Origin of the sequence: Pseudomonas chlororaphis subsp. aurantiaca (assembly GCF_013466605.1) — a bacterium.
GTDB lineage: Bacteria > Pseudomonadota > Gammaproteobacteria > Pseudomonadales > Pseudomonadaceae > Aquipseudomonas > Aquipseudomonas chlororaphis_I.
The window spans coordinates 982,942-1,007,898 of record NZ_CP059162.1; the positions used below are offsets into that span (position 1 = coordinate 982,942).

The following is a 24,957-nucleotide window of genomic DNA, read 5'->3' on the forward strand; positions in this document are numbered from 1 at the left end:
TGATGCAGTCGCGCAGCGATTTCTCGCTGCTGCGATGCATAAATGCAGCGAATAAAAAACTCGGGCGTGGTGGTTTTTCCGGTCATGGCACAAACGAGCCAGACCTCGGTCTGGCTCGTTTGCGTGATGTCACGGGGTTGATGGACAGGCCTCAGGCCAGCGCCGTCTCGGCTGGCGAGACGATATTGGTCTTCATCCCCCGCGAGCGCCCGGAGCTGAGGTAGGCGGCAATCGATTCCTGGGTCACCTCGCCGAGGAACACCCGCTCGGCGTCCAGCACCGGCAACCACGAACGGTTGAACTCGTACATCCGAGACAACAGGATCCGCAGGTGTTCATCGTAGGCCGCGGTGGCGTTGAACTCGCGCAGGTACTGGGCGCAGGTACCGGTCTGGCGGTGCAGGTCGCGGCGGCGCACGTAACCCAGGGCCTTGTTCTCGGCGCAGGTCACCACCAGGTAGCGGCGGTCGTGTTCGTCCATCAGTTCCAGGGCGTCGGCCACCGGGGTTTCCGGGCTGACCGACGGTGCGTTATCGGCGGCGTCCTCGGCCTTCACCAGCAGCAGGCGCTTGAGGGTGCTGTCCTGGCCGACGAAGTTGCTGACGAAGTCGTCCGCCGGATGGGCCAGCAGGGTGTCCGGGTGGTCGATCTGCAACAGCTTGCCGGCGCGGAAGATGGCGATCTTGTCGCCGAGCTTGATGGCTTCGTCGATGTCGTGGCTGACCATGATCACGGTCTTGTTCAGCGCCCGCTGCATCTCGAAGAATTCGTTCTGGATCATCTCGCGGTTGATCGGGTCGACCGCGCCGAAAGGTTCGTCCATCAGCAGCAGCGGCGCATCGGCCGCCAGCGCGCGGATCACCCCGATCCGCTGTTGCTGGCCGCCGGACAGCTCACGCGGATAACGATGCAGGTACTGCTTGGGTTCGAGCTTGATCATGCTCATCAGCTCGCGGGCGCGCTCGTGGCATTTGTGCTTGTCCCAGCCCAGCAAGCGCGGCACCACCACGATGTTTTCCTCGATGGTCATGTTGGGGAACAGGCCGATCTGCTGGATCACGTAGCCGATGTTGCGGCGCAGGGTCACTTCGTCCAGGCCGGTGGTGTCTTCGCCGTTGATCAGCACCTTGCCCGAGGTCGGCATGATCAGGCGGTTGATCATTTTCAGGGTGGTGCTTTTGCCGCAGCCCGATGGCCCGAGGAACACACAGATTTCACCTTCGTTGACGGTCAGGCTTACGGAGTCAACGGCGGTGATGGTCTTGCCGTTGCTTTGGAAGGTCTTGGTCAGGTTTTGAAGTTCGATCATTTGAGCAGTCCTGGTAGGGGGTGTTCGGTGCAAATGACGGAGCGCGTTGGAGTTGTGATCGCTCCGGGCAAGGCGTGGGACGCAGGGAATGGTGTTCCCTTCTCAAGTCCCGCAACGCAGGCCGGAGCGATCACAGCTCCAACCCGAAGGGCCGTGCCCCACAAAGCGCAATCCGTCGTTATTCGTCGTTCATTTGGAAAAACCAAACTTCTCTCCTCATGCCTAGTCTTGCGCTTTGTGGGGCGACGGCGCGCCCGTCATTTGCACCGAACACCCCCTACTCGTCAGCGAGCGTTGCAGCCATTGCAGAAGCAGGTCGGCGAAGATGGCCAGGAGACTGACCAGCACCGCGCCGACAATCAGCATCGACATGTCGCTACGGCTGACGGAAGCAAGAATGAGCACACCCAGGCCGCCGGCGCCGATGGTGGCGGCGATGGTCATGACGCCGATGTTCATCACCACGGCGGTGCGCGCGCCGGCGAGGATCACCGGCACGGCGATCGGCAACTCGACCATGCGCAGGCGCTGGCCGAAGGTCATGCCGATGCCGCGGGCGGCTTCGCGAATCCCCGGCTCGACGCCGGTCAGCGCCAGGTAGGTGTTGCGCATGATCGGCAGCAGGGAGTAGAGGAACACCGCGGTGATCGCCGGCAGCGGCCCCAGGCCCTGGCCGAATCTGGAGTAGAACGGCAGCAGCAGGCCGAACAGGGCGATCGACGGGATGGTCAGCAGCACGGTGGCGCTGGCTTGCAGCGGGCCGGCCAGGGTCGGGAAGCGGGTCATCAGGATGCCCAGGGGCACGCCGAAGAGGATCGCCAGGGTCACGGCGATGCCCACCAGGGTGATGTGCTGCCAGGTCAGCTGGATGACTTGCTGCCAGTCGAGATGGGAAAAGGCGTTGAGCAATTCCATGGCTTTCTCCTCTCTCAGTTCAGTGGATGCTGGCGCAGGAAATCTGCGGCAACGGCGGATGGGCTTTCATGGTCGACGTCGACCCGGGCATTGAGCTGGCGCATGGTTTCGTCGTCGAACAGTTCGGCCAGCGGCTTGAGGTCGGTGGCCAGTTGCGGGTGGGCGTCGAGGTAGGCCTGGCGCACCACGGGGGCCGCGGTGTAGTCGGGGAAGTAATGCAGGTCGTCGTCCAACAGCTTCAGGTTGAAGGCATTGAGTCGGCCGTCGGTGGTGTAGACCAGGCCGGCGAACACCTGGCCGTTACGCAGGGCGGTGTAGACCAGCCCCGCGTCCATCTGCCGGATGTTCCTGCGGGTCAGGTCCATGCCGTACAGCTTGACCATGCCTTGCAGGCCGTCGGAGCGGTTGGCGAACTCGGTGTCCAGGGCGATCAGGTGGTGGTCCTGGCGCTCGGCGTCGAGGACGTGTTTCAGATCGCTGACGCTGTTGATCTGCGGGTATGCGTCCGCAACGTTTTTCGGCAGGGCCAGGGCGTAGGTATTGCTGAATTTCGACGGGGTCAGCCAGACCAGGCCTTTTTTTCCGTCCAGTTCCTTGACCCGCTCATAGGACTGTTGGCTGTCGAGTTTTTCCGTCACGTGGTTGTAGGCCACCAGGGACACCCCGGTGTATTCCCAGAGCATGTCCAGCTGCCCGCTTTCGTGGGCGCTACGCGCCAGGTTGCTGCCCAGGCCACCGGTGACCCGGGTGTCGTAACCCTTGCTGCGCAGGTACTGCGAGGTGATTTCCGCCAGCAGCGTCTGCTCGGTGAAGACCCGGGCGCCGATGCGGATCACCGGCTTTTGCGCGGCTTGGGCAATTCCCGCGCACAGCAGGACGCAGCCTATGATCAAAGCTATTTTTTTCATGTGAATTCCTTCGCGCAGGCTTAAGACGGGCGCAGGCCGCGTTCCAGCCAGAGGCGGCTGGCCAGTGTCACCAGGCCGTCGAGCAGCAGGGCCAGCAAGGCGGTGCAGGCCGCGCCGAGCAGCAGTTGCGGCTGATTGTTCAGGGCGATGCCGGGGAAGATCAGGCTGCCGAGGCTGTTGGCGCCGATCAGGAAGGCCAGCGGCGCGGTGCCGACGTTGATCGCCAGGGCCACGCGCACGCCACCGATGATGATCGGCACGGCGTTGGGCAGCTCGACTTTCCACAGCACCTGGCGCGGCGTCATGCCGATGCCGACGGCGGCTTCCTTGAGGGAACCCTGGACGTTTTTCAGGCCTTCGTAGGTGTTGCGCACGATGGGCAGCAAAGAGGCGAGGAACAGAGCGAAGATGGCCGGCCCGCTGCCGATGCCGAGGATCCCCAGGGCGATGGCCAGGACGGCCAGGGGAGGGACGGTGTTACCGATGTTGAACAGCTGCATGAAGCGCTCGGCACGCCCGACCATCTGCGGTCGGCTGAGGAAGATGCCGGCGGGTATCCCCACCACGAGGGCGGCGAACATTGAAGCGAGTACCAGGTACAGATGGGCTTGCAGGTAAAACAACAGATCGTCGCGGTAGTGTTCGATCGTACTGATGCCGATCCAGTGGACCAGCAGGGCCAGGAGAGCGATAACCGCCGCGCCTCCTATCAGCCCTTTGCCATAGCGAATAGCCACAGGCGGACTCCTTTTTTATGTCGGCGAGCATTCTCTCGTGTGACAAGGCCATGCCTGGCTGCCAAAAGAATGGTCGCGAGAAGCAGCTCGCCGATGCGCTGGAAACAGCGCCGGATCGAGCCATACGCATAGCCTCGTCAGGCTAACTTGCTGATTTTTCTACCCCTGACAAAAGCTCGTAACAGGGGAGTGGACGCCTCCACCTTTTAAAAGGTTCCATATTTGGCAACGTTTGGCCACCCTCAATCCCATTACTCCGATATCTCTGATGCCTGGCCGCCTGTAGCCGTTGCCGAGCGCAGCCCTCGCAAACACGGAGCACGGGAGTCGACTGAAACAACGCGTTGCCTGGCTTTGCGACTGCTGCGCAGTCGATCGCAGCCTCGCAGCGGCGACAGGCTGTAATTCCAGCAGCCCCGGGCCGAACGGTGGTCCGTGGAGCTTGCTTTGCGCTATACTCGCCGCCCTTTTTTTGAATCACCTGCCAGGCGATTTCCCATGACCAAACAGGCCGCCGAAGTCGCGAAACGCCGCACTTTCGCCATTATTTCCCACCCGGATGCGGGTAAAACCACCATCACCGAGAAGCTCTTGCTGATGGGCAAGGCGATTGCCGTTGCCGGTACGGTGAAATCCCGCAAGTCCGACCGCCACGCCACCTCCGACTGGATGGAGATGGAGAAGCAGCGGGGTATTTCCATTACCACGTCGGTCATGCAGTTCCCTTATCGCGAACACATGATCAACCTGCTCGACACCCCGGGCCACGAAGACTTCTCGGAAGACACCTATCGCACCCTGACCGCGGTGGACTCGGCGCTGATGGTGCTCGACGGCGGTAAGGGCGTAGAGCCACGGACCATCGCCCTGATGGACGTCTGCCGTCTGCGCGACACGCCGATCGTCAGCTTCATCAACAAACTCGACCGTGACATCCGCGACCCGATCGAGCTGCTCGACGAAATCGAAGCGGTCCTGAAGATCAAGGCGGCGCCCATCACCTGGCCGATCGGTTGCTACCGCGACTTCAAGGGTGTGTATCACCTGGCGGGCGACTACATCATTGTCTACACCGCCGGCCACGGCCACGAGCGCACCGAAACCAAGATCATCGAGAAGCTCGATTCCGATGAAGCCCGCGCCCACCTGGGCGACGAGTACGAGCGTTTCATCGAGCAGCTGGAACTGGTGCAGGGCGCCTGCCACGAGTTCGACCAGCAGGAATTCATGGACGGCCAGCTGACCCCGGTGTTCTTCGGTACTGCCCTGGGCAACTTCGGGGTCGACCACGTGCTCGACGCCGTCGTCGACTGGGCGCCGCTGCCGCTGCCGCGGGTGGCCAACGAGCGCACCGTCGAGCCGCAGGAAGAGAAGTTCACAGGCTTCGTGTTCAAGATCCAGGCGAACATGGACCCCAAACACCGCGACCGTATCGCCTTCATGCGTATCTGCTCGGGCAAGTACGAGAAAGGCATGAAGATGCGCCACGTGCGCACCGGCAAGGACGTGCGCATCGGCGATGCGCTGACCTTCTTCTCCTCCGAGCGTGAGCAGCTCGAAGAAGCCTATGCCGGCGACATCATCGGCCTGCACAACCACGGCACCATCCAGATCGGCGACACCTTCACCGAAAGCGAGGCCCTGGGCTTCACCGGTATCCCGCACTTCGCCCCGGAGCTGTTCCGCCGCGTGCGCCTGAAGGACCCGCTGAAATCCAAGCAACTGCGCCAGGGCCTGCAACAGCTGGCCGAAGAAGGCGCGACCCAGGTGTTCTTCCCCGAGCGCAGCAACGACATCATCCTCGGCGCCGTCGGTGTGCTGCAGTTCGATGTGGTCGCCAGCCGCCTGAAAGAGGAATACAAGGTCGAGTGCTCCTATGAGCCGATCACCGTGTGGTCCGCGCGCTGGATCGATTGCAGCGACAAGAAGAAGCTCGAGGAGTTCTCCAACAAGGCCGTGGAAAACCTCGCGCTGGACGGCGGCGGTCACCTGACCTACCTGGCCCCGACCCGGGTCAACCTGGCGCTGATGGAAGAGCGCTGGCCGGACGTGAAATTCCGCGCGACCCGCGAGCATCATTAAGGTCTGAGCGACGCCTCACAAAAAAGCCCCGCGGCCCAAACCGCGGGGCTTTTTTATGCCTGGCATTATTCCGCCTCCGTAGGAGCGAGGCTTGCCCGCGATGGCGTTCGTTTGGGCAATGATTGTCTCCCGGCGAGCGGCGGTGTCAGGTTTGGGGCTGCTGCGTAGCCCATCGCGAGCAATCGAGCGTCGACCGGCGGCTCCTACGGAAGCAGGGCATAACCGGAGGTTTTAAGGCCTAGTCGAAAGCCGTCTATCCAGCGGGCGGATAGCTAGCTTGCTATCTGGCAAAGCGCCGGCTTCGGGGCTAGGTTTCATACGAAGCCTCGCCTTGCAGGTCAGGGCCTGTGGCCATTATTGATTCACCTACGCACAGGGACGGAATCAGCATGAATGTTTTCCAACGGGTTGTGCTGTTGCTCAAGGTGCTGGTGCTGTTGTCGCTTGGCCTGTCCGCGGCCTGGGCCAGTGACCAGGCCGCGCGAGTGCCGGGTTTCTGGGGGCCTGGGCATCTGCAGAACGGGGTGCAGATGATCGCCAAGTCGGAGTCCGAGCCGGGCGATCAGGGGCAGGGTGGCAGCGCGGACGATGACGATGCGACTACCGACGAGCCGGATACCGACAGCGAAGACGAGGCTAGCCAGGGCTGAGCTTGCGTCTGCGGAAAAAAGAAAACCCCCTCTGCCGGACTGATGCGCAATCCGACAGAAGGGGCTTGGTCAACACTGATGAGGCGCCGCGGGCAACCGCGGCGCCTTTTTCTTGCCGGGTCAGCCGAGGAACTGCTCGGCGTAGTGGCAGGCTACCTGACGAGTGTCGAGCAGGCGCAGGGCCGGCTCTTCGGTGCTGCAACGCTCGGTGGCGTACGGGCAGCGCTTGTGGAAAGCGCAGCCGGATGGCGGATTCAGCGGGTTGGGCAGCTCACCGACGATCTTGATCTTCGGCTTGTCCGGGTCCGGGTGAATGGTCGGCGTGGCCGACAGCAGCGCCTGGGTGTAGGGGTGCAGGGGACGGGTGTAGATATCCTCTTTCGGGCCCATTTCCACCGGACGGCCGAGGTACATCACCATCACGTGGTCGGCAACGTGACGCACCACCGCCAGGTTGTGGGAGATGAACACGTAGGCGGTGTTGAACTCCTGCTGCAGGTCCATGAACAGGTTCAGCACCTGGGCCTGGATCGACACGTCGAGGGCCGAGGTCGGTTCGTCCGCCACCAGCACTTTCGGTTGCAGCATCATCGCCCGCGCCAGGGCGATACGCTGGCGCTGGCCGCCGGAGAACATGTGCGGGTAGCGCTGATAATGCTCGGGGCGCAGACCCACCTGCTTCATCATTGCCTGGACCTTGTCCCGCCGCTCGCTGGCCGACAGCTTGGTGTTGATCAGCAGCGGTTCGGCCAACTGATCGCCGATCTTCTGCCGTGGGTTGAGCGAGGCGTAAGGGCTCTGGAACACCATCTGCACGTCTTTGCGCAGTTGCTTGCGCTGGGCCTTGTCGGCGCCGGCGACTTCCTGGCCGGCGATTTTCAAGGATCCGGAGGACGGCTCTTCGATCAGGGTCAGGGCGCGGGCCAGGGTGGATTTGCCGCAGCCGGACTCGCCGACCACCGCGAGGGTCTTGCCGGCTTCCAGCTCGAACGACACGCCGTTGAGGGCGCGCACGGTCGCATGGCCCTTGAACAGGCCGCGGGACACTTCGTAATGGCGGGTCAGGTTGCGGGCGGTAAGAACGACGGCCATTACGCCACCTCCTGATTCAGCGGGTAGAAGCAGCGCGCGAGGCTGGCGGCTTTCGGATCGAGGCTTGGACGCTTCTGACGGCAGTTTTCCTGCACGTACGGGCAGCGTGGCGAGAGCAGGCAGCCTTGCGGACGGTCGTAGCGACCGGGAACGATGCCCGGCAACGTCGACAGGCGCGCGGCGCCCATGCTGTGCTCGGGAATCGCCGCCAGCAGCGCTTCGGTGTAGGGATGGGCGGGGATGTCGAACAACTCCGGCACCTTGCCCACTTCCACCGCTTGCCCGGCATACATCACGCACACGCGCTGGGCGGTTTCGGCGACCACGGCCAGGTCGTGGGTGATCAGCACCAGGCCCATGTTCTGCTCGCGTTGCAGGTTGAGCAGCAGGTCCATGATCTGCGCCTGGATGGTCACGTCCAGGGCGGTGGTCGGTTCGTCGGCGATCAGCAGTTTCGGCTCGCCGGCAATCGCCATGGCAATCGCCACGCGCTGGCTCATGCCGCCGGACAGTTGGTGCGGGTAGGCGTCCATGCGGCTGGCGGCGCCCGGGATCTCGACTTTTTCCAGCAGTTCGATGGCGCGCTTGCGGGCCGCCTTGCCGGACATCTTCAGGTGCAGGCGCAGCACTTCCTCGATCTGGAAGCCCACGGTGTAGCTCGGGTTCAGCGCGGTCATCGGGTCCTGGAAGACCATGGCCAGGTCCTTGCCGACGATCTGTCGGCGTTGCCGGGCGCTGAGCTTGAGCATGTCCTTGCCGTCGAAGCTGAGGGCATCGGCGGTGACGATGCCGGGATGCTCGATCAGCCCCATCAGCGCCATCATGGTCACGGACTTGCCGGAGCCGGATTCGCCCACGATGGCCAGGACTTCGCCCTTGTCGACTTTCAGGTCCAGGCCATCCACCACGGGAACGGCCTGGGCGTCGCCGAAGCGCACGTTGAGATTCTTGATTTCTAGCAGTGACATGGGAATCTCCTCAGGCGGCGTTCTTGAGTTTCGGGTCCAGCGCATCGCGCAGGCCGTCGCCCATCAGGTTGATTGCCAGCACGCTGAGCAAAATGGTCAGACCGGGCAGGCTCACCACCCACCAGGCGCGTTCGATGTAGTCGCGGGCCGAGGCCAGCATGGTGCCCCACTCAGGGGTGGGCGGCTGGACGCCAAGGCCGAGGAAGCCCAGGGCCGCGGCGTCGAGGATCGCCGAGGAGAAGCTCAGGGTCGCCTGGACGATCAGCGGCGCCATGCAGTTGGGCAGCACGGTGATGAACATCAGGCGCGGCAGGCCGGCACCGGCCAGGCGCGCGGCGGTCACGTAGTCGCGGTTGAGCTCGCCCATCACCGCGGCGCGGGTCAGGCGCACGTAGGACGGCAGCGATACCACGGCGATGGCGATCACGGTGTTGATCAGGCCCGGGCCGAGGATGGCGACGATCGCCACGGCCAGCAGCAGGGACGGCAGGGCCAGCATGATGTCCATCAGGCGCATGATGGTCGGCCCGAGCAAGCGCGGGAAGAACCCGGCGAACAGGCCCAGGAGGATGCCCGGGATCAGCGACATGACCACCGACGACAGGCCGATCAGCAGCGACAGGCGCGAACCGGTGATCAGGCGCGACAGCAGGTCGCGGCCCAGTTCGTCGGTGCCGAGGATGAATTGCCATTGGCCGCCTTCGAGCCAGACCGGCGGAGTCAGCAGGAAGTCGCGGTATTGCTCGCTCGGGTTATGCGGGGCGACCCAGGGCGCGAAGATCGCGCAGAAGATCACCAGCAGCATGAACAGCAGGCCGGCCACCGCGCCCTTGTTGCGCGAGAACGCCTGCCAGAATTCCTTGTACGGCGAGGGGTACAGCAGGCTTTGATCCACGGCCACGGCGGATACGGCTACTGAGGAGGTTGGAGTGCTCATGAGTATTGTCCTCAGCGCTGGTGGCGAATGCGTGGGTTGGCAAAGCCGTAGAGGATGTCCACCACGAAGTTGACCAGGATCACCAGGCAGGCGATCAACAGGATGCCGTTCTGCACCACGGGGTAGTCCCGGGCGCCGATGGCTTCGATCAGCCATTTGCCGATGCCGGGCCAGGAGAAGATGGTTTCGGTCAGGACCGCGCCGGCCAGCAGGGTGCCGACTTGCAGGCCGACCACGGTCAGCACCGGGATCAGCGCGTTGCGCAGGCCGTGCACGAACACCACGCGGGCGGGCGACAGGCCCTTGGCCTTGGCGGTGCGGATGTAGTCTTCGCGCAGCACTTCGAGCATCGAGGAGCGGGTCATCCGGGCGATCACCGCCAGCGGAATGGTGCCGAGCACGATGGCCGGCAGGATCAGGTGGTGCAGGGCGTCGAAGAAGGCGCTGGTGTCATCGGCCAGCAGGGTGTCGATGAGCATGAAGCCGGTTTTCGGCTCGATGTCGTAGAGCAGGTCGAGCCGTCCGGAAACCGGGGTCCAGCCCAGGCTCACGGAGAAGAACATGATCAGGATCAGGCCCCACCAGAAGATCGGCATCGAATAGCCAGCGAGGGAAACGCCCATCACCCCATGGTCGAACAGCGATCCGCGTTTCAGCGCGGCGATCACCCCGGCCAGCAGGCCGATCACGGCGGCGAACAGCATCGCGGCCGAGGCCAGTTCCAGGGTCGCCGGGAACAGGGAAGTGAATTCGGTCCACACACTCTCGCGAGTCCGCAGGGACTCACCCAGATCGCCCTGGGCGAGTTTGCCGATGTAGTCCAGGTACTGGGCGTACAGCGGTTTGTTCAGACCAAGGCGTTCCATTGCCTGGGCATGCATCTCAGGGTCTACCCGGCGCTCGCCCATCATGACTTCCACGGGATCGCCGGGAATCATGCGAATCAATGCGAACGTCAGCAAGGTGATGCCGAAGAATGTGGGAATCAACAACCCCACACGGCGGGCAATAAAACTAAACATCTTCTGGTGTACCTCATCAGCCGGTTAGGCGTGTCCGGCATCCCTGGGGTCAGGGATGCCGGGCGTTTCTTATCTACTTCACCTGGGTAGTAGCGAAGTTGTTGGTGGTCAGGGGGCTCTGGTGGTAGCCCTCGACGTTCTTGCGCATTGCCGTGAACATTTTCGGATAGGCCATGGGGATCCAGGGCTGTTCCTTGTCGAAAATGTCCTGGGCCTGTTCATAGAGTGCGGTCCGTTTGGCCGGCTCGGATTCGGCGCGGGCCTGATCGATCAGGCTCTGGAACGCTTTATTGCACCAGCGAGCGTAGTTTTCGCCGTTTTTGGCGGCCTCGCAACTGAGGTTGGGGGTCAGGAAGTTGTCCGGGTCCCCGTTATCCCCCGCCCAGCCGGCGGAAACCATGTCGTGCTCGCCGTTCTTGGCGCGCTTGAGCATCTCGCCCCATTCCATGACGCGGATATCGATCTTGAGGCCGATCTTCGCCAGGTCGGACTGCATCATCTGCGCGCCGAGCAGCGGGTTGGGGTTGGTCGGGCCGCCGCCGTTGCGGGTGAACAAGGTGAAGACCGTGCCTTCCGGCACGCCGGCTTCCTTGATCAGGGCGCGGGCCTTGTCCAGGTCGCGGGCCGGATTGCCCAGGCTGGCGTTGAAGCCCAGCAGGGTCGGCGGGTAGGGACCGGTGCCGACCACCGCGTTGCCTTTACCGTACAGGCTGTCGACGTAGGCTTCCTTGTCGAAGGCGATGTTGATGGCCTGACGGACACGCGGGTCGCTCATGTATTTCTTGGTGGTGTTCAGGGCCACGTAGCCCACGGTCATGGCGGCCAGGTCGTCGACCTTCAGGTTGGCGTCGGCCTTGATGCTCGGGATGTCGTCGGGTTTCGGATACAGGGCGACCTGGCACTCGTTGGCCTTGAGCTTCTGCAGGCGCACGTTGTTATCGGTGGTGATCGCCAGGATCAGCGCGTCGGCTGGCGGCTTGCCACGGAAGTAGTCCGGGTTGGCCTTGAACCGCACCTGGGCGTCCTTGGCGTAGCGCTGGAAGATGAACGGGCCGGTACCGATCGGCTTGCTGTTCAGCTCGCCGGGCTTGCCGGCCTTGAGCAACTGGTCGGCGTATTCGGCCGGGAAGATCGAGGCGAAGGCCATGGCCACGTCGGCCAGGAACGGTGCTTCGCGACGGGTCAGGGTGAAGACCACGGTGTGGTCGTCGGTCTTCTCGACGCTTTTGAGCAGCTCCTTGAAGCCCATGCTCTCGAAATAGGGGAAGCCCACGCTGGACTTGTCATGCCACGGGTGTTTCGGGTCCAGCTGGCGCTGGAAGCTCCAGAGCACGTCGTCGGCGTTCATCTCGCGGGTCGGCGTGAAGTAATCGGTGCTGTGGAACTTGACGCCTTTGCGCAGGTGGAAGGTGTAGGTCAGGCCGTCCGGGCTGATCTCCCAGGACTCGGCCAGGGCCGGCTCGATGTCCGTGGTGCCGGGCTTGAAGTCCACCAGGCGGTTGAAGATGGTTTCCGCCACCGCGTCGGCAGTGACTGCAGTCGTGTACTGGACCATATCGAAGCCTTCCGGGCTGGCTTCGGTACAGACCACCAAGGGCTTGGCCGAGACGCCTGCGGCGGCGCTCAGCAGTGCGGCAGCGATGGCCGCTCTCAGGGAAAGCATTTTCATCTAGAACCCTCTGCAATCGGTTGAACCAGAGTAGCTGGAATGGCGAATTCATCATGAGTTCGCCATTCCAGCCGGTGTGTTTTTAGAGAATGTTGAACGGGATGGTGGTGACCAGGCGGAACTCGTTGATGTTGCCGTCGGCCTGGTGTTCGCTGGCCCGGTGCGTAGTGTAGGTCGCACGAATGGCGGTGGCCTTGAGCGGGCCGCTCTGGACTGCGTACGACGCGCCAATGCCGTATTCGTAGTGGGTTTCGCCATCCATCAGGCTCAGGTCGCCGCGCTTGGCGCCTGGGTCGGTGTAGGCGGTGCCACGGTAGTGGGTACCGTCGATGCCCCAGCCACGCGCCTGGTAGATGTTGAACTTCAGGCCCGGTACGCCGTATTCGGCCATGTTGAGACCGTAGGCGATCTGGAAGGATTTCTCGTTCGGGCCGTTGAAGTCCGAGAGCAGGGAGTTGGCCAGGTAGATGCCGTTGGTTTCGTGCAGGTAGTCGAAGTACTCGTTACCGTTCACTTGCTGGTAGGAGAAGGTCAGGCTGTGCGCCTGGTGAGCCAGGCCGAGCGACAGCGAGTAGGTGTCGTTGTCGATCTCGCCCATCAACTTTTTGCCTTCGTCGACGGTCTTGTAGTAGTTCAGGCCGGTGGTCAGGCTCAGCACCTGGCTGTCACCCAGTTCGTGGGTGGCGCCGAAGTAGTACTGGTTCCAGAAGTCTTCGACCTTGGCGCCATACAGGCTGGTCTTCAGGCTCTTGAACGGCTGGTAGTTCACACCTGCGGTGTAGACCTTGTCGGTTTCCACGCCGGTGGCGGAGTACTCGGTACGGAATTTCGACAGGCTCTGTTCGCTGCGTGGCGAAACGCGGTCGAAGCCGGCCAGGTCGAACGACAGGTTGTTCAGCTCTTCGCTGTGCAGGCTGATGCCTTCAAAGCTGGAAGGCAGCGCACGGTTGCCGATGACGTCGATGATCGGGGTGCTGAAGTTCTGACGACCGGCGGTCAGCGTGGTATTCGATACCCGGAACTTGACGTTGGCCAGGCCCAGTTTGCTCCACTGATCTACAGCGTCGCCGTTGGAGTCCGCCAGGGTACGGTTGGAGCCACCGGCAATGTCCTTGCGATCACGATCCAGGGCGATGGCGTTGTAGGCCGCCACTTCAGTGCTGACGCCAACGGTGCCCTGGGTGAAGCCCGAGGTGTAGTTGAGGATGGTGCCCTGGACCCAGTTGATACGCCGGGAGGTCGGGGTCTTGGGTGCGGTGGGATCGTTTTTGACGCTGTTTTTCTTGTAGCTGAAGGTGTCGTCACGACGCTTCAGTTCATTGGCGTACCAGTTGCGGGTAGTGCCCCCAAGGCTCTGTCCGTCAATGAAACCCTTGGCTTCGCTTTGGGCGTTGGTACCGGCCAGGGTCGTCGGAACGAATTCCTGGCTCACGCTTTCCGCATGGGCCATGGCCGTGATGCTGCTGATGGCCAGGGCCAGTAACGCGGTGTTGCTCGGTTTCATGGGTGAAGCTCCTTTGCTTTCTTTATTTTTATGCCGGTCTTTTTGGGTTGACCGGCTTTTGCTTTACAACTCATTCAAGGCATCGCAAACGTTTGCATGAGGCGTGATCGCCGAATCCAGGCAACAGATTTGCGTGGGGACGAATATCGCCCCCAGCGGCCTGGCTAATCATTTATTGGTCGATGCTGACACCCGAGAACACGTTGCGACCGAAGGGGCTGACCTTGAATCCTTCGACTTTGGCGCTCAACGGCTGGTTGACCGTCGAGTGGGCGACAGGGGTGATCGGTACCTGCTGCTTGAGCAACTGCTGGGCCTGTTGGTAGAGCACCGTGCGCTGTTCGCGATCGGTGACGATCTTGGCCTGCTTGATCAGCTTGTCGTACTGCGGGTCGCACCACATGGAGTAGTTGTTGCCGCCAATGGCGTCGCAGCTGTACAGGGTGCCGAGCCAGTTGTCCGGGTCACCGTTGTCGCCGGTCCAGCCGATCAGGCTGATGTCGTGCTCGCCATTCTTGGTGCGCTTGATGTACTCGCCCCATTCGTAGCTGACGATCTTCACTTTCAGGCCGATCTTGCCCCAGTCGGACTGGAGCATTTCGGCCATCAGCTTGGCGTTGGGGTTGTAGGGACGTTGTACGGGCATGGCCCAGAGGGTGATTTCCGTGCCTTCCTTGACCCCGGCGGCCTTGAGCAGCTCACGGGCCTTTTCCGGGTTGTAGGCGGCGTCCTTGATGCTGGTGTCGTAGGACCACTGGGTCGGTGGCATGGCGTTGACCGCCAGCTGGCCGGCGCCCTGGTACACGGCGTTGAGGATGCCCTGTTTGTTCACCGCCATGTCCAGCGCCTGGCGCACTTCGAGCTGGTCGAAGGGTTTGTGGCGAACGTTGTAGGCGATATAGCCGAGGTTGAAGCCAGGCTTTTCGATCAGTTGCAGCTTCGGGTCTTTTTTCAGCGCTTCGACATCGGCTGGCCGCGGGTGCAGGGTGATCTGGCATTCGCCGGCCTTGAGCTTCTGCACACGCACCGAGGCATCGGTGTTGATGGCGAAAATCAGTTGGTCGAGCTTGACCCGGCTCGGGTCCCAGTACTGCTTGTTGGCGGTGTAGCGGATGTTCGAGTCTTTCTGGTAGCTCTTGAACACGAACGGCCCGGTGCCGACCGGCTTCTGGTTGATCTCGCTGGGCTTGCCGGCCTTGAGCAACTGGTCGGCGTATTCGGCCGAGAGAATCGCGGCGAAGCTCATGGCGATGTTCTGGATGAACGCGGCGTCCACCGAGTTCAGGGTCATCACTACGGTCAGCGGCCCGGTCTTCTCGACCTTGGCGATGTTCTTGTTCAGGCTCATCCCGTTGAAGTAGGGAAACTCGGTCGGGTAGGCCTTACGGAAAGGATGCTCGGCATCGAGCATGCGGGTGAAGGTGAAGACCACGTCGTCGGCGTTGAAATCACGCGTCGGCTTGAAGTACGGCGTGGTGTGGAACTTCACCCCTTCGCGCAGGTGGAAGGTGTACTGCAGGCCGTCCGCGGAAATATCCCAGCGGGTGGCCAGGCCCGGCACTACATTGGTCGCGCCTTTTTCGAACTCCGCCAGGCGGTTGTACAGCGGCTCCGCCGCGTCGTTGTCGGTGGCGGTGGTGTATTGCGCGGTGTCGAAACCGGCCGGGCTGCCTTCGGAGCAGAACACCAGGCTGTTGCTGGCCGCCAGGCTGGCGGAGGTTGCGGTCAACAGACCGGTGCCCAACAGGGCGGATAAAACCAGAGAATGACGCATGATGCTCCCTCTCCCTTTTATTGTTTTGATCGATGAGCAGTCGCCTCATACGGAGGCGGTCATGTCATCGATCCCAAGTCCTCGCTTGCAGCAAATGCCGGGCAATGGATGCACCACTCCATGCTTTGACGGTAGGGGTCGCCGCATGGGTAGTAAATGCCAAAGAGCCTGAAAGACATGTAGGGAACTTCCGAAATGCCCGTACTCACCACGATGGGGTGCAGCAAGAGGAAGAGCGTTCGAAGTTCCGGCAGTCCTGGCAGGTAAGGCAGCGGCGACGTCAAATGACATCGCCGTTGCAGACCCTTATTTGCTGATGCTGACGCCGTAGAACGAGTTCAGGCCAAAGGGGCTGATCTTGAAGTCCTGCACGTTGGCGCGCATGGGTTGGAACACCGTCGAGTGTGCGATAGGTGTCATCGGGACTTGGTCTTTGAGGAGGTGTTGCGCCTGCTTGTACAGCTCGGTGCGTTTGGCCACGTCCGGGGTGGCCTTGGCTTGCTTGATCAGTGCGTCGTACGGCTTGTCGCACCATTTGGAGAAGTTGTTGCCATTCATGGCGTCGCAGCCGAACAGGGTGCCGAGCCAGTTGTCCGGGTCACCATTGTCGCCGCTCCAGCCGATGATCATCGCCTGGTTCTCGCCGCCCTTGGAGCGCTTGATGTACTCGCCCCATTCGTAGCTGACGATGTTGACCTTCAGGCCGATCTTCGCCCAGTCGGACTGCAGCATTTCAGCCATCAGCTTGGCGTTCGGGTTGTACGGACGCTGCACGGGCATGGCCCACAGGGTGATCTGGGTGCCTTCCTTGATGCCGGCTTCCTTGAGCAGCGCCTTGGCTTTCTCAGGGTCGTACTTGGCATCCTTGATGGTGTCGTCATAGGACCACTGGGTCGGTGGCATGGCGTTGACCGCCAGCTGGCCCGCGCCCTGGTAGACCGAGTCGATGATCTGCTGCTTGTTCACCGCCATGTCCAGCGCCTGACGGACCTTGAGGTCGGCCAGCGGGTTGGCGTCGGTGCGGCCCTTGAGCACAGGCATCACGTTGTAGGCGATGTAGCCGAGGTTGAAGCCGGCCTGCTGCGGCAGCTTGAGGGTCTTGTCCTCGCCCAGGGCCTTGAGGTCGGCCGGACGCGGGAACAGGGTGACCTGGCATTCGTTCTTTTTCAGTTTCTGGATGCGTACCGACGGGTCGGTGGTGATGGCGAAGATTAGGTTGTCGATCTTCACGTCCTCAGGCTTCCAGTACTCCTTGTTGCCGGTGTAACGGATGTTGGAGTCTTTCTGGTAGCTCTTGAACACGAACGGGCCAGTGCCGATCGGCTTCTGGTTGATGTCGCCCGGCTTGCCTTCCTTGAGCAGCTGGTCGGCGTACTCGGCGGACTGGATGGAGGCGAAGCTCATCGCCAGGTTCTGGATGAACGCGGCGTCTACGGTTTTCAGGGTGAACTTGACGGTCTTGTCGTCGACTTTCTCGACCTTGGTGATGTTGGTGTCCATCCCCATGTCGGTGAAGTAAGGGAATTCGGTCGGGTACGCCTTGCGGAACGGCATGTCCTTGTCGAGCATGCGGTTGAACGTGAAGAGCACGTCGTCGGCGTTGAAATCACGAGTCGGCTTGAAGTACGGCGTGGTGTGGAATTTCACGCCATCACGCAGATGGAAGGTGTAGGTCAGGCCATCGTCGGAAATGTCCCAACTGGTCGCCAGGCCAGGAACGACGGCGGTGCCGCCACGCTCGAACTGGCTGAGACGGTTGAAGATGGTTTCTGCTGAGGCGTCGAAGTCGGTTCCGGTGGTGTACTGGCCTGGATCGAAACCGGCCGGGCTCCCTTCGGAGCAGAACACCAGGTTAGTCGCTGCTTGGGCGAAGGGTGCGCTGGCGAGCAAGCCGGCGCTGACTAAAAGCGGAATGACTGCTTGTTTGAACATGGTGGCCTCATGATTTGTTGTCATTTTTGGTGTAGAGGGCGACCTTATGAGTCGACCCGCCGATACTTATGCAGGCCCCATACCCAATGCAAGATGCGGGGCTGTCACAAGTATCAAGGAGTGGAACGAACGTACAGGAATGACGCATTTGTATAAATATTGACGAATTTGACCGTATGCGCTGGTTTTTTCTGGTGCATGGATTGCCTTCTTACGGGGCGGCCAGGGCGAATCGTGCCTCCGGTTGGTGCGTCGCTGGAGCGGGTGTCGACCGGCTTCTGGTTGAGCCACCTGGCCTTGCCTGCCTGGCGCAAATGTTTGGTGCATTGGGTTGACCGACTGAAGTAGGGCGGCTTGACGGGGGAGGCCGTGGAGAACGGATGCCTGGGATCTTGCAGGCGATGGCGGGTGAACAGCGCATCGTCGGCGGTGTTGACGTTGGGGCTCGCAGTGAAGTTGTCACTGTGGAGGTTGCGGGTGGCGTGTGACGGTGGGATGCCGAGGATCAGCCCCGCTGTCTGCCAAACCTGGAGCGGAAAGGTCTTACGCATGCAAACCTCATTTTTTCTTTTTCTAGGGTGCATCTGAGGATTGGCCTTGTGGGCCGGGACAACTCGCCTTCTATGGGGAGTGGATGCAACCCCATGGACCCTGTGTGGCGACGGCGATCGCTTGTTGTGTGGTTGATTGACGATTCGCCGATGCCGAAATTAAGTCATGCTGAAATCGTGGTCAACGAAAATTAAGCGTGACTAACATTTCTCTTGCGCACGAGATGTCTGTGAGGTTGCGCAGGCGGCCACGGGGCGGGTTCAGGCCGCTGAATGGTCGTCGAACAGGCCCATGGTCGTGACGGTCAATACTTCCGCCGGGCCGTTGCCGGCGTTGGCAAGGTAGTGCGGTTTGGTCGAGTCGAAGTGCACCGAGTCGCCGGCGCCGAGGGGATACTGCTGCCCCTCGATGGTGTAGACAATCTGCCCCGAAAGAACGTAGGAGAACTCGGAGCCATCATGGGAAATCAGTTCCGACTGGTAGCCCACCGGTATGTTCATCTTCACCGCGTTGATCAGGTTGCCGGGAAAGGAACTGGACAGCCGCTCGTAGGACAGGGGCTGGCCTTCGATGGTGTAGCGCACCCGCTTGCCGTCGTGGGAGTCGGGCTGTGCCTGGGTCGGCTGGTCGAAGAGGGCATTCAGCGGAACGTTCAGGGACTTGGCAATGTTGACCAGGGAGGAGATCGAGACTCCGGTGAGATTGCGTTCCGCCTGGGAGAGAAAACTGGCGGTCAAACCGGATTCGCTGGCAATCTGGCGCAGGGTTTTCTTGGCGGCGCGGCGATAGCGACGCAGGCGTTCGCCGATGCGATCTGCGGTCATTTGGAGAGACTCTTATAGGAAAGGCGCAGTATACCCGGTGGACGTCAATGACGCCTGGTGGGCGCAATACCGAGGTCGGTAACTTTAGCATCACCGACGTGGTCGAGTTCAGCCCCTCCCCAAGGCGAGTCCCTCGGGCTCGGGTTGAAATAGTGGGTAGAAAAAAGGCGGTAACCTGATTTTGCTGGAGGTTACCGCCGTTTCGGAAGGCAGGGAAAACGTTACGGCATCAGGACTTCGATCGAGCCATCGGCGGTCATGCTGACCTGGCTGGTGCCGGCTTCGACTTCCGGAGTGACCGGCGCCGCATCCATGCCCGCGGCTTTCATCATCATCTGGCCCCGCAGGTACGGCTGTGGATAACCGTTGCTGTTGAGGTTCAGGTTGACGATCTTGTAGCCCTTGCCGCCCAGCGCTTCGGTGGTCAGTTGCGCGCGTGCCTTGAAGGCGTCGACCGCCTCCTTGAGCAGCTTGTCTTCGCTGGCCTTGCGGGTCGGGTCGGCGATGGCGAAGTCCATGCCGCCCATCTTCAGGTCGGTCAGCAGTTCGCCGGTGAGCTTGGACAGTGCGGCAAAGTCCGAGCTTTCCAGGCGCAGCTCGGCGCGTTCACGCCAGCCGGTGATCTTCTGGCCCTTGGTGTCGTAGATCGGGTAGCTGTTGCGGCTGCCCTGGCGCAAGGTGATGTCCTTGACCTGGCGTGCCTGGCCCAGGGCCTTGTTCATGGTGGTGGTGATTTCCGCGGCGAGCTTGGCCGGGTCGGCATTCTGCGATTCGCTGTAGAGGGTGACGATCATCAGGTCGCGGGCCACTTCCTGACTGACTTCGGCGCGCAGGGAGATCTGGTTGTAATGAAGCTCATCGGCGGCCAGGGCCGGCAGGCTGGCGAGGGTGCCGGCGCTGAGGGCGAGAAGGGCGGCGCTGCGACTGAATGTATGCATGAAAACTCCTTGAGTGCGGTCCGCAGGTATTGGGTCCCAGCCTGCGTGAAACCATCAGACTCTAGCTTTTATTGTCTGGTTCGGCCCGTTAACAACTTCTATACATCTATTACCCAACGCCAACTGCGGTGCTTTTGTAGGGGCAAGGCTTGCCTGCGATTGGCCGTTGCACAAGACTGTGGCGGTTTGCCGCAGTTTTGCCTGTCTGGGCCGCTGCTTGGTTATACTCGTCGCGATCCGCCTGGAGCGCTCATCAGGAGAGCTCATGCTCGCCCCCGTACAACTGCTTTCCGCCACTCGCCAGAACCTCTGGCGTCTGACTTTCATCCGCATCCTGGTTCTGGCCGCTCAGGCCGGTTCGGTGGGGCTCGCCTACTGGTTCGACCTGCTGCCGCTGCCCTGGCTGCAACTGGCCGTCACCCTGGGCCTGTCGCTGATTCTCTGTGCCTTCACCGCCATTCGCCTGCGCACCTCGTGGCCGGTCACCGAGCTGGAATACGCCGTGCAACTGGCCTGTGACCTGTTTATCCACAGTGCCCTGCTGTATTTCTCCGGCGGCTCGACCAACCCCTTCGTCTCCTATTACCTGGTGCCGCTGACTATCGCCGCCGTGACCTTGCCATGGCGCTACTCGGTGGTCCTTTCCGGCATCGCGCTGACCATGTACACCTTGCTGCTGGCGCAGTTCTACCCGCTGCAGACTTTCCCCATCGCCCGGGAAAACCTGCAGATCTACGGGATGTGGCTGAGCTTCGCCCTGGCCGCGGCGGTGATCACCTTCTTCGCCGCGAGGATGGCCGAGGAGCTGCGACGCCAGGAAGAGCTGCGGGCGATCCGCCGCGAAGAGGGCCTGCGCGACCAGCAGTTGCTGGCTGTCGCGACCCAGGCCGCCGGTGCCGCCCACGAACTGGGAACGCCTCTGGCGACCATGAGTGTGCTGCTCAAGGAAATGCGCCAGGACAACCTCGACCCGCTGCTGCAGGATGACCTGGGCGTACTCCAGGATCAGGTCAAACTGTGCAAGGAAACCTTGCAGCAACTGGTGCGCGCCGCCGAGGCCAACCGCCGGATGGCCGTGGAAATGCAGGATGTCAGCGTCTGGCTCGATGAAGCGCTGAACCGCTGGCACCTGATGCGCCCCGAAGCCACTTATCGTTTCCAGTTGCTGGGCCAGGGGCCGATGCCGCGGGTAGCGCCGCCGCCGGACCTGACCCAGGCGTTGCTCAACCTGCTGAACAATGCCGCCGACGCCTGTCCGGAAGGGCTGGAAGTGCAGTTGGATTGGGACGCCGAGAACCTGACCATCAGCATTCGCGACCACGGCGCCGGTGTGCCGCTGGCCATCGCCGAGCAGATCGGCAAACCGTTTTTTACCACCAAGGGCAAAGGTTTCGGCCTGGGCCTGTTTTTGAGCAAAGCCAGCGTGACACGCGCCGGCGGCTCAGTGAAACTCTACAGTCATGAGGAAGGCGGCACGCTCACCGAGCTGCGTCTGCCCCACGGCGCCCGAGGAGACCAACATGAGTGACGAAATCCAAGTCGAAGGCGAAGAACTGCCGCATCTGTTGCTGGTGGATGACGACGCCACCTTCACCCGGGTGATGGCGCGGGCCATGAGCCGTCGCGGCTTTCGCGTCAGCACCGCGGGTTCCGCCGAGGAAGGCCTGGCCCTCGCCCAGCAGGACCTGCCGGACTTCGCCGCGCTGGACCTGAAGATGGACGGCGATTCCGGCCTGGTGCTGCTGCCCAAGCTGCTCGAGCTCGACCCGGAAATGCGCGTGGTGATCCTCACCGGTTATTCGAGCATCGCCACCGCGGTCGAAGCGATCAAGCGCGGCGCCTGCAACTACCTGTGCAAACCGGCCGACGCCGATGACGTGCTGGCCGCGCTGCTCTCCGAGCACGCCGACCTCGACACCCTGGTGCCGGAAAACCCGATGTCGGTGGACCGCCTGCAATGGGAGCACATCCAGCGGGTGCTGACCGAACACGAAGGCAACATCTCCGCCACTGCCCGCGCCCTGGGCATGCACCGCCGAACGCTGCAGCGCAAGTTGCAGAAGCGCCCGGTTCGTCGCTGAACCGCGACTGAACGAATGTCCTCGGGACGAGTGAAAAAGCGAGCCGATCCTCTATGATCGGCTCGATGCTTGTCCTTATCACAATCGAGCCTTGATGATGAATCAGAACGCTGAGTATTCCGCGGTCAACGATACTGTGCGCGGGCAGTTTTTCCGTCGTGTCTGGGAAATGACTACGCCTTACTGGCGCAGCGAGGAGAAGGGCAAGGCCTGGCTGCTGCTGTTCGCGGTGGTCGCCCTGACCCTGTTCAGCGTGGCGATCTCGGTGTGGATCAACAGCTGGTACAAGGACTTCTACAACGCCCTGCAAAGGAAGGATGAAGCAGCCTTCTGGCAACTGATCCTGTATTTCTGCGGGATTGCCACGGTGGCCATCCTGGCCGCGGTCTACCGGCTCTACCTGACCCAGATGCTGACCATCCGCTGGCGCGCCTGGCTCACGGAAAAACACTTCGCCCGCTGGCTGGGCCACAAGAACTATTACCAGCTGGAGCAGGGCGGCTACACCGATAACCCGGACCAGCGGATTTCCGAAGACCTCAACAGCTTCACCAGCAATACCCTGGGGCTCGCCCTGGGCCTGCTGCGTACCGTGGTCAGCCTGGTGTCGTTCTCGATCATCCTGTGGGGCGTGTCGGGCAGTATCGAAGTCTTCGGCTACACCATTCCCGGCTACATGTTCTGGTGCGCTCTGGTGTACGCCGCCGTCGGCAGCTGGCTGACCCACCTGATCGGTCGACGCCTGATCGGCTTGAACAACAACCAGCAACGTTTCGAGGCGGACCTGCGTTTCTCCATGGTGCGGGTACGCGAGAACGCCGAGAGCATCGCCCTGTACGACGGCGAGCCGAACGAGAACAAACGCTTGAGCGCTCGCTTCGGCATGGTCTGGCACAACTTCTGGGACATCATGAAAGTGTCCAAGCGCCTGACCTTCTTCACCTCGGGCTATGGTCAGATCGCGATCATTTTCCCCTTCATCGTCGCGGCCCCTCGTTACCTGACAGGCAAGATCGAGCTGGGCGAGCTGATGCAGATCAACTCGGCATTCGGCAACGTCCAGGAGAACTTCAGCTGGTTCATCACCGCTTATTCTGATCTCGCGGCCTGGCGCGCCACCTGTGACCGTCTGCTGAGCTTTCGCCAGGCCATGAGCGAAAACGAAGAGTGCGCGCCGGCCATCGACGTGCAGAACCAGGGCGAAACCCTGCAAGTGCATAACCTCGGCCTGGATCTGGCGGATGGCCGGCACCTGCTGGCCGGTGCCGAGATGACCGTGAGCCCCGGCGAGCGCCTGATGCTCAGCGGCCGCTCCGGCAGCGGCAAGAGTACCCTGCTGCGGGCGATGGGGCGGCTCTGGCCGGCTGGTCACGGCAGCATCCGCATGCCCGCCGAGCGTTATCTGTTCCTGCCGCAGAAGCCTTACCTGCCGATCGGTAGCCTGCGCGAAGCCTTGAGTTATCCACAGTCGGGCGACACTTACCCGCAGGAGCGTTATGCACAGGTGCTGGAAACCTGCCGCCTGCCGCACCTGGTGTCCCGCCTGGACGAGAGCAATCACTGGCAGCGCATGTTGTCTCCGGGCGAGCAGCAGCGCCTGGCTTTTGCCCGTGCGTTGCTCTATGCGCCGCAATGGCTGTACATGGATGAGGCCACCTCGGCCATGGACGAAGAAGACGAAGCGACCCTGTACCAGGCGCTGATCGACCAGCTTCCGGGGCTGAGCATTGTCAGCGTCGGGCATCGCAGCAGCCTCAAGCGTTTCCACCCGCGGCACATCCGCATCGAGCGCGGGCATCTGGTCGACCAGGCGGTGACGGTGTAGTCAACAGTGATCGTACAACTCGGCTGAGCTATGATGCGTCATCAGTTTTCGGAGAAAGATCTTCACCATGGACAACCAGAACATGGCGCCCCGCCTTCCACGCAAGCGCCGTAGCCTCGCCCAGGAACTGGTGACCGTGCTGTCGGAGCAGATTCGCGACGGTCAGCTCAAGCGCGGTGACAAGTTGCCCACCGAGTCGGCGATCATGGAGGCCCATGGCGTCAGCCGGACCGTGGTGCGCGAAGCCATTTCCCGGTTGCAGGCCGCTGGCCAGGTGGAAACCCGCCACGGCATCGGCACCTTTGTGCTCGACACACCGAGCCCGAGCGGCTTCAGGATCGATCCGGCGACCGTGGTGACCTTGCGCGATGTGCTGGCGATCCTGGAACTGCGCATCAGCCTGGAAGTGGAGTCGGCCGGGCTGGCCGCGCAGCGGCGCAGCACCGAGCAACTGGCGGCGATGCGGGCGGCGCTGGATGCCCTCAATGAAAGCGTGGCCCACGACAGCGATGCGGTGGCCTCGGATTTCCAGTTCCACCTGCAGATTGCCCTGGCCACGGGCAACCGCTATTTCACCGACATCATGACCCACCTGGGGACCAGCATCATTCCGCGCACCCGCCTGAATTCGGCGCGCCTGGCTCACGACGATCAGCAGCACTACATGAGCCGCCTGAGCCGTGAGCATGAAGAAATCTATGAAGCCATTGCCCGCCAGGATTCGGACGCGGCCCGGGCGGCCATGCGCCTGCACCTGACCAACAGCCGCGAACGGCTGCGCCATGCCCATGAAGAAGCAGAGGCGCAGCGCGGGTAAACGCAACAGGCGCCAGACCGGGGAGGTTTGGCGCCTGTTGTCGGTTGTCGCGAGCAGGCTTTCCATCGAATGCGTAGCAGCGTCCTAAATGGCGAGCGCTGTTCTGCCGGAAGAAAATCATCGCCTGGACAGTCGTTATCGCGGGCAAGTCGGATCGCCGCCTGCTACTACAGAAACGCTGCTTGTCCTCGGTAGGGCGAAGCGTGCTCGCGCTGCTTTTAGCGGCCTTTGAGAATCGAGCGATCCACCCTCACGGCCAGTTGCCCGGCAGCGGGCTTGGCATCGAAGGCCACGCGCCCTTGCTGGTCGACGGTTGCCCGCGCGACGGGAGCACCGTTGACCAGCAGTTCCAGGGGCGCGCCCTGCAGGGATTGGCCCGAGGCCAGTTCTAGAGTCAGATTGATAGCCATGTCGATGTCCT

22 protein-coding genes are annotated in these 24,957 nt (G+C 62.1%); 6 read left to right on the forward strand and 16 right to left on the reverse strand.

Translation table 11 applies throughout. The features are described from left to right. Positions 1–151: 151 nt before the first annotated feature. The 4 genes from H0I86_RS04325 to H0I86_RS04340 form a co-directional block, all read right to left on the reverse strand. On the reverse strand, positions 152–1,309 hold the full coding sequence (locus H0I86_RS04325) for an osmoprotectant ABC transporter ATP-binding protein OsmV (RefSeq protein WP_180924164.1): 1,158 nt from the start codon (positions 1,307–1,309) through the stop codon (positions 152–154). 222 nt (positions 1,310–1,531) lie between these two features. Next, positions 1,532–2,224, reverse strand: coding sequence for an ABC transporter permease (locus H0I86_RS04330; protein ID WP_180924165.1), 693 nt, complete (start codon positions 2,222–2,224; stop codon positions 1,532–1,534). 14 nt (positions 2,225–2,238) lie between these two features. Continuing rightward, positions 2,239–3,132, reverse strand: coding sequence for a glycine betaine ABC transporter substrate-binding protein (locus H0I86_RS04335; protein WP_180924166.1), 894 nt, complete (start codon positions 3,130–3,132; stop codon positions 2,239–2,241). Between the two features lie 20 nt (positions 3,133–3,152). Continuing rightward, entirely contained in the window at positions 3,153–3,869 is a 717-nt protein-coding gene (locus tag H0I86_RS04340) for an ABC transporter permease (RefSeq protein WP_028681655.1), read from the reverse strand. A gap of 498 nt (positions 3,870–4,367) precedes the next feature. Between H0I86_RS04340 and H0I86_RS04345 the strand changes: the two genes are divergently transcribed. Next, entirely contained in the window at positions 4,368–5,951 is a 1,584-nt protein-coding gene (locus H0I86_RS04345; protein WP_180924167.1) for a peptide chain release factor 3, read from the forward strand. Between the two features lie 389 nt (positions 5,952–6,340). Then, positions 6,341–6,601 carry a hypothetical protein gene (locus H0I86_RS04350; RefSeq protein ID WP_016701688.1) on the forward strand — a complete coding sequence of 87 codons (261 nt, stop codon included), beginning with the start codon at positions 6,341–6,343 and terminating at the stop codon, positions 6,599–6,601. A 120-nt stretch (positions 6,602–6,721) separates the two neighbouring features. Here H0I86_RS04350 and H0I86_RS04355 read toward each other — a convergent pair whose 3' ends face one another. The 11 genes from H0I86_RS04355 to H0I86_RS04405 form a co-directional block, all read right to left on the reverse strand. Then, positions 6,722–7,693 (reverse strand): peptide ABC transporter ATP-binding protein, encoded by a 972-nt coding sequence (locus H0I86_RS04355; RefSeq protein WP_016701689.1) that lies wholly within the window; start codon positions 7,691–7,693, stop codon positions 6,722–6,724. Continuing rightward, positions 7,693–8,661 carry an ABC transporter ATP-binding protein gene (locus H0I86_RS04360; protein ID WP_180924168.1) on the reverse strand — a complete coding sequence of 323 codons (969 nt, stop codon included), beginning with the start codon at positions 8,659–8,661 and terminating at the stop codon, positions 7,693–7,695. The genes H0I86_RS04355 and H0I86_RS04360 overlap by 1 nt, the downstream gene beginning before the upstream one ends. Positions 8,662–8,671: 10 nt before the next feature. Then, positions 8,672–9,598 carry an ABC transporter permease subunit gene (locus H0I86_RS04365; RefSeq protein WP_007927027.1) on the reverse strand — a complete coding sequence of 309 codons (927 nt, stop codon included), beginning with the start codon at positions 9,596–9,598 and terminating at the stop codon, positions 8,672–8,674. 11 nt (positions 9,599–9,609) lie between these two features. Next, the gene (locus tag H0I86_RS04370; RefSeq protein WP_096373073.1) at positions 9,610–10,620 is read right to left on the reverse strand and encodes an ABC transporter permease subunit; all 1,011 of its coding nucleotides are present in this window, start codon (positions 10,618–10,620) and stop codon (positions 9,610–9,612) included. 73 nt (positions 10,621–10,693) lie between these two features. Further along, positions 10,694–12,289, reverse strand: a complete 1,596-nt coding sequence (locus tag H0I86_RS04375; RefSeq protein ID WP_180924169.1) for an ABC transporter substrate-binding protein — start codon at positions 12,287–12,289, stop codon at positions 10,694–10,696. An 82-nt stretch (positions 12,290–12,371) separates the two neighbouring features. Next, positions 12,372–13,793: an OprD family porin gene (locus H0I86_RS04380; RefSeq protein ID WP_180924170.1), complete on the reverse strand. Its 1,422-nt coding sequence runs from the start codon at positions 13,791–13,793 to the stop codon at positions 12,372–12,374. Positions 13,794–13,965: 172 nt separating this feature from the next. Further along, a complete protein-coding gene (locus H0I86_RS04385) occupies positions 13,966–15,567 on the reverse strand; it encodes an ABC transporter substrate-binding protein (protein ID WP_180924171.1) in 1,602 nt (533 codons plus the stop codon). Between the two features lie 306 nt (positions 15,568–15,873). Next, on the reverse strand, positions 15,874–17,499 hold the full coding sequence (locus H0I86_RS04390; RefSeq protein WP_009046971.1) for an ABC transporter substrate-binding protein: 1,626 nt from the start codon (positions 17,497–17,499) through the stop codon (positions 15,874–15,876). A gap of 113 nt (positions 17,500–17,612) precedes the next feature. Continuing rightward, positions 17,613–18,050 (reverse strand): hypothetical protein, encoded by a 438-nt coding sequence (locus H0I86_RS04395; protein WP_180924172.1) that lies wholly within the window; start codon positions 18,048–18,050, stop codon positions 17,613–17,615. A gap of 261 nt (positions 18,051–18,311) precedes the next feature. Then, positions 18,312–18,875, reverse strand: a complete 564-nt coding sequence (locus tag H0I86_RS04400; protein WP_180924173.1) for a cupin domain-containing protein — start codon at positions 18,873–18,875, stop codon at positions 18,312–18,314. A gap of 221 nt (positions 18,876–19,096) precedes the next feature. Next, a complete protein-coding gene (locus H0I86_RS04405) occupies positions 19,097–19,813 on the reverse strand; it encodes an SIMPL domain-containing protein (protein WP_023969588.1) in 717 nt (238 codons plus the stop codon). A 265-nt stretch (positions 19,814–20,078) separates the two neighbouring features. On the opposite strand from H0I86_RS04405, the gene H0I86_RS04410 reads away from it, so the two are divergent. The 4 genes from H0I86_RS04410 to H0I86_RS04425 all read left to right on the forward strand — a co-directional run bounded on the left by H0I86_RS04410 (position 20,079) and on the right by H0I86_RS04425 (position 24,536). Beyond that, positions 20,079–21,341, forward strand: a complete 1,263-nt coding sequence (locus tag H0I86_RS04410; protein WP_180924174.1) for an ATP-binding protein — start codon at positions 20,079–20,081, stop codon at positions 21,339–21,341. Then, positions 21,334–21,894, forward strand: a complete 561-nt coding sequence (locus H0I86_RS04415) for a response regulator transcription factor (RefSeq protein ID WP_009046975.1) — start codon at positions 21,334–21,336, stop codon at positions 21,892–21,894. The genes H0I86_RS04410 and H0I86_RS04415 overlap by 8 nt, the downstream gene beginning before the upstream one ends. Before the next feature lie 97 nt (positions 21,895–21,991). After that, on the forward strand, positions 21,992–23,719 hold the full coding sequence (locus tag H0I86_RS04420) for an ABC transporter ATP-binding protein/permease (RefSeq protein ID WP_180924175.1): 1,728 nt from the start codon (positions 21,992–21,994) through the stop codon (positions 23,717–23,719). Positions 23,720–23,786: 67 nt separating this feature from the next. Further along, positions 23,787–24,536: a FadR/GntR family transcriptional regulator gene (locus tag H0I86_RS04425; protein WP_180924176.1), complete on the forward strand. Its 750-nt coding sequence runs from the start codon at positions 23,787–23,789 to the stop codon at positions 24,534–24,536. 218 nt (positions 24,537–24,754) lie between these two features. Here the strand turns inward: H0I86_RS04425 and H0I86_RS04430 are convergent, their stop codons facing one another. Then, on the reverse strand, positions 24,755–24,946 hold the full coding sequence (locus tag H0I86_RS04430; protein WP_009046977.1) for a hypothetical protein: 192 nt from the start codon (positions 24,944–24,946) through the stop codon (positions 24,755–24,757). Positions 24,947–24,957 lie beyond the last annotated feature (11 nt).